Source organism: Enterococcus sp. DIV1304_2 (genome assembly GCF_050555445.1).
In the GTDB taxonomy this organism is placed as follows: domain Bacteria; phylum Bacillota; class Bacilli; order Lactobacillales; family Enterococcaceae; genus Enterococcus_B; species Enterococcus_B pernyi.
The window spans coordinates 630,058-643,868 of record NZ_CP187851.1; the positions used below are offsets into that span (position 1 = coordinate 630,058).

The following is a 13,811-nucleotide window of genomic DNA, read 5'->3' on the forward strand; positions in this document are numbered from 1 at the left end:
GAGAAAACAAGATGCATCAAAAAATGATCAAAACTATTTTTATATTGAACATCGTTCAAACAGTGATTTATCTTTTTGGTTTCTTTAACCGAGTAGCAGAGCAGTCAGGTCTGGTTCCTCTCGTCTATGTGACACGTCTATGGGGGAATTTTTATGGAATTATTTTTTGGTCGATCCTAAGTATGATGTGCGTGATCGGCTTCACTTTAACCTTATATTTATTGCTTTCAAAAGCAGTAGATTCTAAAAAAACAGTCGGGTTGATCATTTCTGCTATTGGTTATGGTTCCCCACTACTATTCAGTTTTTTCTTGATCATTCCAGCAACCTTGTTGATTTTAGGGCTTATCTTTATGAAATGGATGATTTTAGATCCAGAAAAATCAGTAGAAGAATACGATGAGTGGCATGATACCCATGCATGACCTAAATAAGATTTAGTACAAGTTTTTAACGATTATTTAGTTTCTTTTGTGAACTATTGCATTAATAAAGGGAATCAGTTATAGTATGTAGCGATACTTTGAAAAAAAGAGGGAATAATCGTGGAAAAACAATCCATTTATGGCTTAACAAATAAAGAATTGACTGCTTGGTTTTTAGAACATGGTGAAAAGAAATTCCGTGCCTCACAAGTATGGGAATGGCTCTATCAAAAGCGTGTCACAAGCTTTGAAGAAATGACGAATCTTTCAAAAAGTTTGATTGAAAAGCTATCAGAAAACTTTGAGATCAATCCATTGAAACAAGTGATCGTGCAAGAGGCAAGTGATGGGACAGTCAAATACTTGTTTGAGTTGCCAGATAAAAATATGATCGAAACGGTGTTGATGAGACAAGAATATGGCTTATCTGTGTGTGTAACTACACAAGTCGGATGTAATATTGGCTGTACTTTTTGTGCCAGTGGTTTATTAACGAAAAACCGAGACTTAACTGCGGGTGAGATCGTGGCTCAGATCATGATGGTCCAACATTACTTTGATGAACGTCAACTGGGGGAACGGGTATCCCATGTCGTGGTGATGGGGATCGGTGAACCGTTCGACAATTACGACAATGTCATGGATTTCTTGCATATCATCAATGATGCCAAAGGTTTAGCAATCGGTGCTCGTCACATCACGGTGTCAACTAGCGGGTTGGCAAACAAAATCAAAGAGTTTGCTGAAAATGGATTACAAGTCAACTTAGCGATTTCATTACATGCACCAAATAATGAAGTCCGTACGTCCATGATGCGTATCAATCGCCGTTTCCCAATTGAAAAATTGATGGAAGCAGTGGATGAGTATTTAGAGAAAACAAACCGTCGGATCACATTTGAATACATCATGCTGAATCAAGTAAATGATCGGCCAGAACATGCGCAACAACTTGCTGATCTGTTGAAAGACAAGAAAAAATTAACTTATGTCAATTTGATTCCTTACAACCCAGTAAGTGAACATGATCAATATTCAAGAAGTCCAAAAGCGGATGTATTGAAATTTTATGATGTGTTGAAAAAGAACGGCATCAATTGTGTGATTCGCAAAGAGCATGGGACAGATATTGATGCAGCTTGTGGGCAATTGCGTAGCAAACAAATGAAAAAAGAAAAAACTGTAGCAAAATAAATATTCTTAAAGTTAAGTTTTCTTTCCTTCTCTTTTTCCCGTTTGGCTGATAGAATAGGCTGAAATTGGAATGGAGGGGAATAGGATGATCATCAGTGAATTTGATCGTAGAAATATCGGTTTGAAGGATCAGCTAGCTGACCTTTTGCGATTGACTTGGCCGAAGGATTACGGTGAACAACCAATGAAAGAAGTCGAGCAACTGCTGGCGACGGATCGAATCGCTGTCTCAGCGGTGGAACAAGATCGTTTGGTTGGTTTTATCGGTGCGATTCCGCAGTATGGAATGACTGGTTGGGAAATTCACCCTCTAGTAGTAGAAACTTCTTATCGAAAGCAGTATATCGGTAGCCGCTTAGTTGCTTATGTGGAGAAAGAAATCGCCTCTAAAGGTGGTGTGATGGTTTATTTAGGAACATATGATACGGATGGGGACACGAGTCTTAGTCATACGGATCTTTTTGATCATCCGTTGGATAAACTGAAATCAATCGAAACTTTCAACAAGCATCCTTATACATTTTATGAAAAAATGGGCTATCAAGTCGTTGGAGCGCTTCCTGATGCAAATGGGGTCAATCAACCAGATATCATTCTGGCAAAACGACTTGGAGAAATAAATCAATGAATGAAGCACCAAAATGATTTTTTTTAAATCGAATAAAACATGCGAGCCTCCCCTAGTGTGGAGGCTCTTTTTTTTGGCAAAAACCGAACATTCATATCAAACGTTCTTATAACGACCATTTTTTTATGATTATTTTATTCGAAAGAGGATTAGATAAAAATCCTTGATTTATCTCATTTTTTCAGAAAAAAATAATAAAACGTTCATGGAAAAGTCATTATTTTTTAGAAAAAGCGAAAAAAACTGTTGCAATTTTAATAATTATTCATTAAACTCATAAACAACTCAGAAAATACTAATTATTCTGAAAATTTCGATAAAGGGGTACGGAAGATGAAAAAGAATTTAACTTTTGGTGTTGTGGCCTTATGTGGGCTTGTACTTGCTGGTTGTTATGGTGGCAGCAGTGCAGATACAAGTGGTAGTGGTTCTTCAAGCAGTGGATCAGCAGATGGAGGAGGCGTCTTCAACTTAGTAGTACCTCAAGAAATGCCGTCAGCCGACCTATCGGTTGCAACAGATACAATCAGTTTTACTGCACTAAATAATGTGTATGAAGGAATCTATCGTTTAGATGAAGATAGTAAACCTCAACCAGCCGGTGCAAGTGAATTGGCTGAAGTTAGTGAAGATGGATTGACTTATAAAGTCAAATTGCGTGAAGACGCAAAATGGTCAAATGGGGAGCCTGTCACAGCAGCTGATTATGTTTACGGTTGGCAACGTACGGTAGACCCAGCGACGGCATCAGAATATGCGTATCTTTTTGCACCAGTTGAAAATGCTGAAGCAATCACAGCAGGCGACAAAGACAAATCAGAATTAGGCATCAAAGCAGTTGGCGATTATGAATTGGAAATCAAATTAGCCAAACAAACACCATACTTCCAATACTTACTTGCTTTCCCTTCATTCTTCCCACAAAGTCAAGCAGTGGTTGAAGAACATGGAGATGCGTACGCATCATCAAGTGACAACGCAGTATACAACGGACCATTTACTTTAGCTGATTTTGATGGACCAGGTACTGATACAGAATGGACGTACAAGAAAAACGAAGAGTACTGGGATAAAGATGCAGTTAAATTATCAGAAATCAAAGTCAGTGTTGTAAAAGAATCTTCTACTGCATTGAATCTATTCAAAGATGGACAAGCAGATGATGTCATCTTATCAGGTGAATTAGCACAACAAAATGCGAATGATCCAGCTTATACGTCAGTTAAAGAAGCACGTACAAGTTATATCGAGTTCAATCAAAGAGAAGATGATTCACCATTCAAAAATGTGAACTTAAGAAAAGCCATTTCTTATTCAATCAACCGTGAAGCATTAGTGAAACAAGTCATGGGTGATGGTTCAGTTGTTTCAACAGGCTTGATTCCTGCAGACATGACTAAGAATCCTGAAACAAATGAAGATTTCGCAGCAGAAGCCGGCGAATTAGTATCATATGATCAAGACAAAGCAAAAGAATATTGGGAAAAAGCGAAGAGTGAATTAGGAATCGACTCATTAGAATTTGAATTGATGGCATCAGATGATGACTCAACGAAAAAAGTGATCGAATATATCCAAAACTCTATCCAAGAAAACCTTGACGGTGTGAAAGTAAAACCTACACCAGTACCATTCTCTGTTCGTTTGGATCGTTCATCATCTGGTGATTTCGATACAGTATTAGGTGGCTGGGGCGCAGACTATGCTGACCCAAGTAGCTTTACTGACTTATTTGTAACAGGCAATTCTTACAACCGTGGTCAATGGTCAAATGCAGACTATGACAAAGCCGTTGAAGCATCTGCTTCTAAAGATGCTGGTGACGAACAAGCGCGTTGGGCTGACTTACAAGAAGCGAATAAAATCATCGCTGAAGATATGGGTGTCGCACCAGTTTATCAAAAAGCTGAAGGTCATTTAGTTAATCCAAAAGTCAAAGGTATCGTTCATCATGCTGCTGGCGCATCATGGGATTACAAATGGACATATATTGAAGAATAATCTGTCCTAAAAAGAAAAAAGAGTGTCTGGGATGTATTACAAATCCCAGACCTCTCAATTTTCTGATCCTAGTTATTCTTTTGGCCGTTCATTTAGACAAGTGAGATGAGCGCAAAGACAATCGAAAACACAAGCAAAATTCCAGCGATGATCAGCCAAAAGGTATACATACCGTAGCTGACCGAAGATAGGGAAGTAAATTCTGGTTTTTCCTTCCGGTTTCTCGTTCGTGCTAAATGAAACGAACGTTGAAAGTGATCAAAGAAACCTGAGGAGAACACCCATAAAAATCCGCCGATAATCAAAAACGGCAACGCACATAAAAATAAATCATTGGATAATTGAAGAAGGGTCAACTGATCAGTCAAAATATTTTTAAGTAACACGAGGACGATCACTAAACCGGCAAACAAATAAGGACGATATTTTTTTTTCATTATTTTGCTCCTTTATCATTGGTTCATTAAATAATGTAGCGAAACATTGATCAGAAGTCAAAAGCTAGGGGGAAACATTCGTGAATAGTTATATAAAATATGTATTAAAACGTGTCTTCTTTATGGTCATCACACTTTGGTTGATTGCAACCATCACATTCTTTTTGATGCAATTATTGCCTGGTACACCTTACACAAACCAGGAACGTTTAAGTCCTGAAACAATTGAGATGTTGAACAAACAAGTTGGTTTGGATAAACCAGTCATCGTTCAATATGGGATCTATCTTTCTAATTTGATCCAAGGAGATTTTGGTATCTCTTTCCAATTCAAAAACCAACCAGTTGCTAACTTATTAGCAGGACGAGTAGGACCTTCATTACAGCTTGGTCTACAAGCAATCATTTTCGGAACTTTCTTTGGAACGATCCTAGGAACAATCTCAGCAATGAAACAAAATACATGGGTCGATACGTCTTCTACATTAGTCGCAATCTTAGGACGTTCTATCCCTAACTTTGTTTTTGCTGTATTGTTACAATATATTTTTGCCATCCAATTTCGTGTATTGCCGATCGCAAAATGGGATGGGTTCATGTATACGATCTTACCAACGATTGCACTAGCCATGTCGCCATTAGCCGACTCTGCCAGATTCATCCGCACAGAAATGGTCGAAGTCTTGCATAGTGATTATGTCGAATTGGCTCGAGCAAAAGGCTTGAGTCGTTGGGAAATTGCCTTCAAACATGGTCTACGTAATAGTTTGATCCCGTTGATGACCTTGTTAGGCCCATTAGCAGTCGCTTTGATGACTGGTTCATTAGTTGTTGAAAATATCTTTGCTATTCCGGGGATCGGTGAGCAATTCGTTAAGTCGATCACAACAAATGACTATCCAACGATCATGGCTGTTACGATCTTGTATTCATTTATGTTGATCTTAGTTATTTTAGTCGTGGATCTATTGTACGGACTAGTTGATCCGAGAATCCGAGTTTCTGAAGGGAGTCGAAGCTAGATGGAACTGATACCAAAACGCTACGAAACAATTGCAGAAATTCCTGCAGATGAATTTTTACCGTTACAAAAAAACACAGAAGAAGAACGTGAAAAAATCGAAGCTCCTTCACTGAATTTTATCCAGGATTCTTGGCGTCGATTGAAGAAAAACAAAGCGGCAGTTATTTCCATGGGATTACTGATTGTGATCATCTTTATCTCGATCATCACGATTTTCGTTTCACCCCATGATCCAACCGCTCAAAATGTCGATTACATCAACTTACCCCCACGTATTCCTGGTATCAATATCGACGGACTAAACGGAAAAGCAATGGTTGCTGGTGAGTTAGTCGATAAATATGCGCAAGCAAATGTTCCCGCAGACGTGAACTACTTTTTAGGAACAGATGGTCTAGGTCGTGATGTGTTAAGTCGTTTGTTCATGGGAACACGTATCTCTCTACTGATTGCCTTCATCGCTGCGTTACTAGATGTAACGATCGGTGTTGCCTATGGTTTGATCTCTGGTTTGTTAGGTGGTCGTGTGGACAATGCGATGCAACGTTTCTTAGAGGTCTTATCTGGTATTCCTAACTTAGTCGTGATGATTTTGATGTTGGTCGTCTTTGAACCAGGGATCTTCTCAATCGTGGCAGCGATGGCGATCACGAACTGGATTCCGATGGCTCGGATCGTCAGGGCGCAAACCTTGAAATTAAAAGACCAAGAGTATGTGTTAGCAGGAATGACATTAGGTGAATCCAAATGGAAGATCGCCTTTAAGCATATCTTGCCAAACATTTCGAGTGTGATCATCATCCAAATGATGTTCAGTATCCCATCAGCGATTTTCTTCGAAGCTTTCTTAAGTTTCATCGGCCTAGGCTTGACACCACCTTCTGCTTCATTGGGAACGATGTTGAGTGATGGATACAAAACATTCTTATACTTGCCGTACCTATTATGGATACCGGCAGCAACTTTATCGGTGATCATGATTGGTTTCAACTTATTAGCAGATGGCTTACGTGATGCCTTTGATCCTAAAATGAAAGAGTGAGTACGATGACGAAAATTCTTGAAGTAAAGAACTTACAAATCTCCTTTGATACCTATGCTGGAAAAGTCCAAGCAATCCGAGGCGTCGATTTTCATTTGAACAAAGGTGAAACATTGGCAATCGTTGGCGAATCCGGTAGTGGGAAATCTGTAACGACTAGAAGTATCATGCGTTTACTGTCAAGTAACGCATCGATCGATTCTGGTGAGATTTTATTCAAAGGACAAAACATTGTTGATAAAACAGAAAAAGAAATGCAAAAGATTCGTGGGAAAGAAATTGCGATGATCTTCCAAGATCCGATGACTTCATTAGATCCAACGATGACGATTGGTAAACAAGTAGCAGAATCTTTACGTAAGCATAATAAAGTATCGAAAAAAGAGGGGCAAAAAGCCGCTTTAGAATTATTGAATCTTGTAGGAATCCCGGAAGCTGAGAAACGCATCCATAGCTATCCTCATCAATTTTCAGGGGGACAACGGCAACGGATCGTGATCGCGATCGCGTTGATTTGTTACCCAGAAATCTTGATTGCAGATGAACCAACGACAGCCTTAGATGTGACGATCCAAGCACAGATTTTAGAGTTGTTGAAAAAAATCCAATCAAAAATCGACACGTCGATCATTTTTATCACCCATGATCTTGGTGTCGTAGCGAATGTCGCTGATCGAGTAGCAGTGATGTACGGTGGAAAAATCATTGAAGTGGGGACATCTGAAGAGATTTTTTACAATCCACAGCATCCGTATACATGGGGCTTACTTGGCTCTATGCCTACATTGGAAAGTGGCAATGACCGCTTATATGCAATCCCAGGTTCGCCACCGGATTTATTGAATCCGCCAAAAGGAGATGCCTTCTATCCACGAAATGAATTTGCATTGAAAATCGATGCGGAACAAGCACCACCGTTTTTCGAACTATCACCAACACACCAAGCAGCTACTTGGCTATTAGCCCCACAAGCTCCAAAAGTGACACCGCCAGAAGAGATTCAACGGCGCTGGGCGATTTTTCAAGAAAAGCAAAAAGCACATGGCCAAGGGGGATTGAACAATGAACAAAAAACTGCTCGAGGTTAAAGGCTTAAAACAGTATTTTAATGTAGGAAAGAAAAATGAAGTCCATGCGGTGAATGATATCAGTTTTCACATCTATGAAGGAGAAACATTCGGCTTAGTTGGCGAATCTGGTAGTGGAAAGTCAACCACAGGTCGAACGATCATCCGTTTGAATGAACCAACGGGTGGCGAGATTTTATTTGATGGGCAAGATGTGACGAAATTAAAAGGCAAACAAGCCATGACAAAGTTTCGTCATGAAGTCCAAATGATTTTCCAAGATCCATATGCTTCATTAAATCCAAGAATGAAAGTACGAGATATCATTGCAGAAGGAATCGATGTCAACGGACTAGCTAAATCACCCGAAGAACGTGCAGAAAAAGTCAACGAGTTACTAAAAACAGTTGGCTTAAATCCCAGCCATGGCACACGCTATCCTCATGAATTTTCAGGGGGACAACGCCAACGGATCGGGATTGCACGAGCATTAGCAGTCAATCCGAAGTTTATCATTTGTGATGAACCAATCTCTGCTTTAGACGTATCGATCCAAGCCCAAGTGGTCAATCTTTTACAAGATTTACAAAAAGAGCAAGGATTGACTTACTTGTTTATCGCGCACGATCTATCCATGGTGAAACATATCAGTGACCGTATTGGTGTGATGCACAATGGCTTGTTGCTTGAGATGGGAACCAGTGAAGAAATCTATAATCATGGAGTGCATCCATATACGGAAAGTTTACTATCAGCGATTCCATTGCCTGACCCTGATCATGAACGCCAACGTCGCCGGATCAAGTATCAACCTGAACCAGATGATGGACAAATCCGCACGTTAAGAGAAATTGCTCCTGAACATTTTGTATATGCAACAGAACAAGAAGTTGCTTATTATGCGAAAAAATTAAAACGGCAGAAAGAAGCCTTGCTAGTCGCAAACTAGGGGGAGAAGCCGATGCTAAAAGCCTTTAAATTTCGAATCTATCCCACTGATTCACAAAAACAGTGGTTGATCCAAACATTTGGTTGTGTGCGTTTCACTTACAATCATTTATTAAAAGCCAGACAGGCGTATTATTTAGAAACACAAGAGATTGATTATACGCTGACACCAGCTTCTTTAAAAAAGCAATATCCGTTTTTAAAGGAAGTCGATAGTTTAGCCTTAGCGAATGCCCAATTAAACTTGGATCGTGCATTTCGTAATTATTTTAAAGGACGCGCAAGCTTCCCCAAACTAAAAAATAAAAAAAGTATTTGGCAGTCGTATACGACGAATAATCAAAAAGGAACCATCTATTTAGAAGAAACATACCTCAAATTGCCAAAGCTAAAAGAGAAAATTCGCATCCATGCACATCGTCCGATTGAAGGAACGATTCGTTCAGCAACGATCTCATCTCGATACAACGAGATCTTTTATGTTTCCTTGCTCTGTGAAGTTCCCCAAAAGACGATGAAAGCGTCAAATAAATGGATCGGGATAGCCTATGATCCAGATCGTCTAGTGGAGATGTCCACACCACTTGACATTACGATTCCTAAATTCAAACAAGTTGATCAACAACTCCTGCGGGCAAAGAGAAAGCTTGTGATCAAAGGACGATCAGCACAGCATCGACGCACACACGTTGAAAGAGTAAAAAATTATCAAAAGCAAAAAAGGAAAATCAAAGACCTTTATTTAAAACAAAAATTTCAACGAGAAGACTATTTAGAACAAATTTCAGGAACAGTGATCCGTCATTATGATTATTTGTTTGTCGAATCGATTTCAGCAGATTGTCCGGAAGGTGATTTTTCTATCCAAGACTGGCATAAGCTATTAGCAAAGCTCCAATATAAATCGCAATGGTATAGCAAAAAGTTAGTATTGATCGATATGAAAGAACAAACAGATCCTTCCACAAATAAAAAGAGTCTGGAATTAGTTGAAATCGGGAAACAAGTCCTGTTTGAATAAAAAAACTGGTAGGGGCGCCAGGGTTCGCCTTGCTAATAAAAAACATCTATTGTTTTTGTTTCTAGGAATTTCTTTCAGAGAAGCTCACTAATTATGACAAACCAAAAAAGAGGAGAAGAGCATTCGTGCCCTTCTCCTTTTTTTATTCTGTATGTCCAGGTTTTAATTGATAGATCTTTGAGGGACGTCCGATACCGACAGGACGTTCACCGATTTCATCGAAGTATTGTAACATAGCTTTTTTGAAATTGGAATGATCGATCATTTTAAAATCGATCCCTAAGAATTTAGCGAATACTTTGCGTGCTTCAGTGATCGTGAAGTCTTTTCCTAGCACTTGAAGTACTTGTGGTTCATGTTCCATTTTGTTGACGACACGGTTGAAGGCTTTGACAATGATCTCGCTATGGTCAAAGGCTAATGTGTCTTTGCCAGAAGACTCGCTCGTCGTCAAGTCTAGAGTGATTGCTACATCCCCACTCGATAAATGCAGTTTGTTTGCATTGCGTTCAAGTGAAAACCACTGCACTTCTTTGGCATCGTCTCCAGCGATCAAAGGTTCTTCACCGATAAAGGCGAGATAGCTGACTGTCACGACCCAGCCACGAGGATCACGATTCGGTGTACTGAAGGTATGCAGTTGTTCAATATTTTCTTCGGATATGATGACGCCTGTTTCTTCTTTTGTTTCTCGCAAGACGCTGGCACCAGTCGATTCATTTTTTTGGACGAATCCTCCGGGAAGTGCCCAAGAATTTCGGTAAGGATGGCTTTTACGTTGGATAAGTAAAACTTTTAATTGATCTTCTTCTTTGTTGTAGCAGAGTAAAACGATATCGACGGTCAAGGAAGGTTTTTCATATTCAGGACGTTCTTGGTCTTGGTACCAAGATAAGAAATCAGTTTCAGAGGCCTCTTGTTCATAATATGTTTTTTCTTCTTCTTTTGAATGAAAATGTTCCACTTTCTCACCTCCTATTATGTTAAGGTACTTTTTACTTTATTGTAGCAGAATCTCCCTGAAAACCAAAGATTTCTAGACAAATAAATCCAACTCAGAGTTGAAAAAGAAACGGTAAGAGTAGATTAAATAGGAAGAAAAGCAAATAAAAAGGGAGAAGCTTCTGTTTTTCTTCTCGAATGGCGAAAAAGCCACAGAGGACGATATACCCTGCTAGGATCACTCGAAGGATCAAGGTGAGCAAAAGAAAAGTATTTAATTGCCCATGTAGATTGAAATAACCATACAGATGTAAATAGTAAAAACTAAATAATAGATGGATGAGAGAAAGTAAAGCAATGCTGATAATCATTCGTTTGTGTTTTTTTGTCATTAGTCTCAAAACCTTTTCTTATATGATATTGCTTATTATAGCATGTTTGTAAAGTAAAAATGAGAGAGTAGACGATCCTGAAGAAAAAGGAGCGAGAGTGTGGGTAGAGAAGGAAGTGGTTCATCACGATAACGTAGGTTCTTTATAAATGTTTTCTTGAAGGGAAAGGACATCTTTACATTTCGGGAGTTATCAAAAAAAGCTAACAGCGTATTCATTTTATGGTATACTAGCAAGGAAACGAATTCGCACCATGCGATAAAGGAGGAAGTACCCCATGGCAGAAAAGGAAACTTTTTATATCACTACGCCCATCTATTATCCAAGTGGCAAACTGCACATTGGCAATTCTTATACAACGATTGCATGTGATGCTGTTGCACGTTATAAACGTTTGATGGGCTTTGATGTGTTTTATCTAACTGGGGTAGATGAACACGGACAGAAAATCGAGAAAAAAGCAGAAGAATTAGGCGTAGAGCCACAGGAATATGTAGACAAAATGGCTGCAGATGTCAAAAAACTGTGGAAAACATTAGATATCAGCTACGATAAATTCATTCGCACAACTGATGATTATCATAAAGCAGCAGTTCAAAAAATCTTTGATCGTTTGCTTGAACAAGGCGATATTTACTTAGGTGAATATGAAGGTTGGTATTCTGTCTCAGATGAGGAATTCTTTACAGAAACTCAACTTGCAGAAGTATACAAAGATGAAGACGGCAAAGTGATCGGCGGGAAAGCGCCAAGTGGTCATGAAGTTGAGCTAGTCAAGGAAGAGTCTTATTTCTTCCGTATGAGTAAGTATGCAGATCGCTTGTTAGAGTACTACGAAGAACACCCAGAGTTTATCCAACCTGAATCACGTAAAAATGAGATGATCAATAACTTCATCAAACCAGGTTTAGAAGATCTAGCAGTTTCACGTACGACATTCAGCTGGGGAATCAATGTCAAAAATGATCCGAAACATGTAGTGTATGTCTGGATCGATGCGTTGTCGAACTACATCACCGCACTGGGCTACGGTTCAGAAGACGATCAATTATTCCAGAAATATTGGCCTGCAGATGTCCATATGGTTGGAAAAGAAATCGTTCGGTTCCATACGATCTATTGGCCGATCATGTTGATGGCATTAGATATCCCATTGCCAAAGAAAGTCTTTGGACATGGCTGGTTGTTGATGAAAGACGGCAAGATGTCTAAATCGAAAGGCAATGTCGTTTATCCAGAGATGCTTGTTGAACGCTATGGCTTAGATGCTTTGCGTTATTACTTATTGCGTGCAGTACCATTTGGTTCAGATGGCGTATTTACACCAGAAGACTTTGTGTCACGTGTGAACTACGATTTGGCGAATGACTTAGGGAATCTTTTGAATCGAACGATTGCAATGATCAATAAATATTGTGATGGCATGGTTCCTGACTATGCGTCATTAGTGACACCGTTTGACAGTGAGTTATCAACAACTGCTGCGAATGTGGTTGGTCGTTATCATGACGCAATGGAAAAAATGGAATTCAACACTGCTTTAGCCGAAATCTGGGTATTGATTTCTCGTGCCAACAAATATATCGATGAAACAGAACCTTGGGTCTTAGCAAAAGACGAAGAGAAGAAAAAAGAGTTAGAGAGCGTGATGATCCACTTAGCTGAATCGCTACGTATCACTGCGATCCTCTTACAACCGATCATGACAGAAACACCAACTAAAATCTTTAATCAATTAGGGTTGGATGCCGAGACGATGAACCTTGAAGGATTACACTTCGGTGAATTCCCATCTGGGACAAAAGTCGTTGCAAAAGGTACACCGATTTTCCCACGCTTAGAGCTGGAAGAAGAAATTGCGTATATCCAAGCAAAAATGTCAGAAGGCACTCAAACAAATGAGGACTCTGTCAAATGGGACCCAGAAGAAACAGAGCTTGTTTCGACTAAAGAAAAACAAATCAAGTTCGATGTATTTGAAAAAGTCGAATTAAAAGTAGCAGAAGTCATCAACTGCCAAAAAGTCGAAGGGGCAGATAAATTATTGCAATTCCGTCTAGATGCAGGAGATGACCAAGACCGTCAAATCTTATCCGGTATTGCCGAATTTTATCCTGATCCAAGTGAATTGATCGGCAAAAAATTAGTGATCGTTGCTAACTTGAAACCACGCAAAATGCGCGGGCTGATCAGTCAAGGAATGATCCTTTCAGCAGAAGCAGCTGATGGTTCATTACAAGTGATCGAAGCACCAAAAGGTATGCCAAACGGTTCTGAAGTTGGCTAATCAATGATTGTTAAGAACTATTCTAAGCAAATAAGCTTAGAATAGTTCTTTTTTTTATAGGATCACTTTTATGTGAATCTGTAAAAGTAAATGTAACGAGGTTGTGCCAACACCGTTTATTCAGTTTTAGGGTGGACAATATGAACGAATCCACCCGTTTGCAGATGGCAACGGACGTATGGGACGTTTGCTGATGTTCAAAGAATGCTTGAAGCACAATATCATGCCTTTCGTGATCAAAGATGTCGATCGTGAATTCTATTACAGAGGTTTAGGTAATTGGGGAACCGAGAATAATTATTTACTGGATACTTTAGGTATGAGTCAAGATATGTATGAACAGTTTTTAAAAAAAATGAAATTCACAGGATCGGTTCATCAATAAAATAGCTTTATAGATAAT

13 protein-coding genes and 1 pseudogene are annotated in these 13,811 nt (G+C 39.3%); 11 read left to right on the forward strand and 3 right to left on the reverse strand.

All coding sequences use genetic code 11. The features are described from left to right. Positions 1-11 precede the first annotated feature (11 nt). The 4 genes from IGJ14_RS03000 (at position 12) to IGJ14_RS03015 (ending at position 4,248) form a co-directional block, all read left to right on the forward strand. On the forward strand, positions 12-425 hold the full coding sequence (locus IGJ14_RS03000; RefSeq protein WP_195274190.1) for a hypothetical protein: 414 nt from the start codon (positions 12-14) through the stop codon (positions 423-425). A 120-nt stretch (positions 426-545) separates the two neighbouring features. Continuing rightward, positions 546-1,619 carry a 23S rRNA (adenine(2503)-C(2))-methyltransferase RlmN gene (gene rlmN / locus IGJ14_RS03005; RefSeq protein ID WP_010736158.1) on the forward strand — a complete coding sequence of 358 codons (1,074 nt, stop codon included), beginning with the start codon at positions 546-548 and terminating at the stop codon, positions 1,617-1,619. Between the two features lie 85 nt (positions 1,620-1,704). Next, a complete protein-coding gene (gene aac(6') / locus IGJ14_RS03010; RefSeq protein ID WP_195274188.1) occupies positions 1,705-2,247 on the forward strand; it encodes an aminoglycoside N-acetyltransferase AAC(6')-Ii in 543 nt (180 codons plus the stop codon). A gap of 333 nt (positions 2,248-2,580) precedes the next feature. Beyond that, positions 2,581-4,248, forward strand: a complete 1,668-nt coding sequence (locus tag IGJ14_RS03015; RefSeq protein ID WP_010736156.1) for a peptide ABC transporter substrate-binding protein — start codon at positions 2,581-2,583, stop codon at positions 4,246-4,248. 92 nt (positions 4,249-4,340) lie between these two features. Here the strand turns inward: IGJ14_RS03015 and IGJ14_RS03020 are convergent, their stop codons facing one another. Further along, on the reverse strand, positions 4,341-4,685 hold the full coding sequence (locus IGJ14_RS03020) for a DUF3899 domain-containing protein (RefSeq protein WP_019722501.1): 345 nt from the start codon (positions 4,683-4,685) through the stop codon (positions 4,341-4,343). Positions 4,686-4,765: 80 nt separating this feature from the next. Between IGJ14_RS03020 and opp3b the strand changes: the two genes are divergently transcribed. From opp3b to IGJ14_RS03045, 5 genes are read left to right on the forward strand one after another with little or no spacing between them, the layout of a single operon-like run. Then, on the forward strand, positions 4,766-5,707 hold the full coding sequence (opp3b, locus tag IGJ14_RS03025) for an oligopeptide ABC transporter permease (RefSeq protein WP_019722500.1): 942 nt from the start codon (positions 4,766-4,768) through the stop codon (positions 5,705-5,707). After that, positions 5,708-6,751, forward strand: coding sequence for an ABC transporter permease (locus tag IGJ14_RS03030; RefSeq protein ID WP_019722499.1), 1,044 nt, complete (start codon positions 5,708-5,710; stop codon positions 6,749-6,751). It abuts the gene before it with no gap. Between the two features lie 5 nt (positions 6,752-6,756). Further along, on the forward strand, positions 6,757-7,839 hold the full coding sequence (locus IGJ14_RS03035; RefSeq protein ID WP_019722498.1) for an ABC transporter ATP-binding protein: 1,083 nt from the start codon (positions 6,757-6,759) through the stop codon (positions 7,837-7,839). Further along, complete coding sequence (locus tag IGJ14_RS03040) at positions 7,814-8,767, forward strand: ABC transporter ATP-binding protein (protein WP_010736151.1); 954 nt, start codon at positions 7,814-7,816, stop codon at positions 8,765-8,767. The genes IGJ14_RS03035 and IGJ14_RS03040 overlap by 26 nt, the downstream gene beginning before the upstream one ends. Positions 8,768-8,779: 12 nt before the next feature. Further along, positions 8,780-9,787: an RNA-guided endonuclease TnpB family protein gene (locus tag IGJ14_RS03045; protein ID WP_062805593.1), complete on the forward strand. Its 1,008-nt coding sequence runs from the start codon at positions 8,780-8,782 to the stop codon at positions 9,785-9,787. A gap of 142 nt (positions 9,788-9,929) precedes the next feature. Here the strand turns inward: IGJ14_RS03045 and IGJ14_RS03050 are convergent, their stop codons facing one another. Both IGJ14_RS03050 and IGJ14_RS03055 read right to left on the reverse strand, forming a co-directional pair. After that, a complete protein-coding gene (locus IGJ14_RS03050; RefSeq protein WP_010736144.1) occupies positions 9,930-10,751 on the reverse strand; it encodes an NUDIX domain-containing protein in 822 nt (273 codons plus the stop codon). A 91-nt stretch (positions 10,752-10,842) separates the two neighbouring features. Next, positions 10,843-11,121 (reverse strand): hypothetical protein, encoded by a 279-nt coding sequence (locus IGJ14_RS03055; protein WP_010736143.1) that lies wholly within the window; start codon positions 11,119-11,121, stop codon positions 10,843-10,845. Positions 11,122-11,398: 277 nt separating this feature from the next. Between IGJ14_RS03055 and metG the strand changes: the two genes are divergently transcribed. Beyond that, positions 11,399-13,408: a methionine--tRNA ligase gene (metG, locus tag IGJ14_RS03060; protein ID WP_010736142.1), complete on the forward strand. Its 2,010-nt coding sequence runs from the start codon at positions 11,399-11,401 to the stop codon at positions 13,406-13,408. Between the two features lie 142 nt (positions 13,409-13,550). After that, positions 13,551-13,793, forward strand: a pseudogene (locus IGJ14_RS03065) (Fic family protein); the annotation flags it as partial. Positions 13,794-13,811 lie beyond the last annotated feature (18 nt).

Bases quoted from the DNA above. Each gene is read 5' to 3' on its own strand.
- IGJ14_RS03000 (WP_195274190.1), top strand. From the start codon at position 12: ATGCATCAAAAAATGATCAAAACTATTTTTATATTGAACATCGTTCAA.
- IGJ14_RS03015 (WP_010736156.1), top strand. From the start codon at position 2,581: ATGAAAAAGAATTTAACTTTTGGTGTTGTGGCCTTATGTGGGCTTGTA.
- IGJ14_RS03020 (WP_019722501.1), bottom strand. From the start codon at position 4,685: ATGAAAAAAAAATATCGTCCTTATTTGTTTGCCGGTTTAGTGATCGTC.
- IGJ14_RS03030 (WP_019722499.1), top strand. From the start codon at position 5,708: ATGGAACTGATACCAAAACGCTACGAAACAATTGCAGAAATTCCTGCA.
- IGJ14_RS03035 (WP_019722498.1), top strand. From the start codon at position 6,757: ATGACGAAAATTCTTGAAGTAAAGAACTTACAAATCTCCTTTGATACC.
- IGJ14_RS03040 (WP_010736151.1), top strand. From the start codon at position 7,814: ATGAACAAAAAACTGCTCGAGGTTAAAGGCTTAAAACAGTATTTTAAT.
- IGJ14_RS03045 (WP_062805593.1), top strand. From the start codon at position 8,780: ATGCTAAAAGCCTTTAAATTTCGAATCTATCCCACTGATTCACAAAAA.
- IGJ14_RS03055 (WP_010736143.1), bottom strand. From the start codon at position 11,121: ATGACAAAAAAACACAAACGAATGATTATCAGCATTGCTTTACTTTCT.
- metG (WP_010736142.1), top strand. From the start codon at position 11,399: ATGGCAGAAAAGGAAACTTTTTATATCACTACGCCCATCTATTATCCA.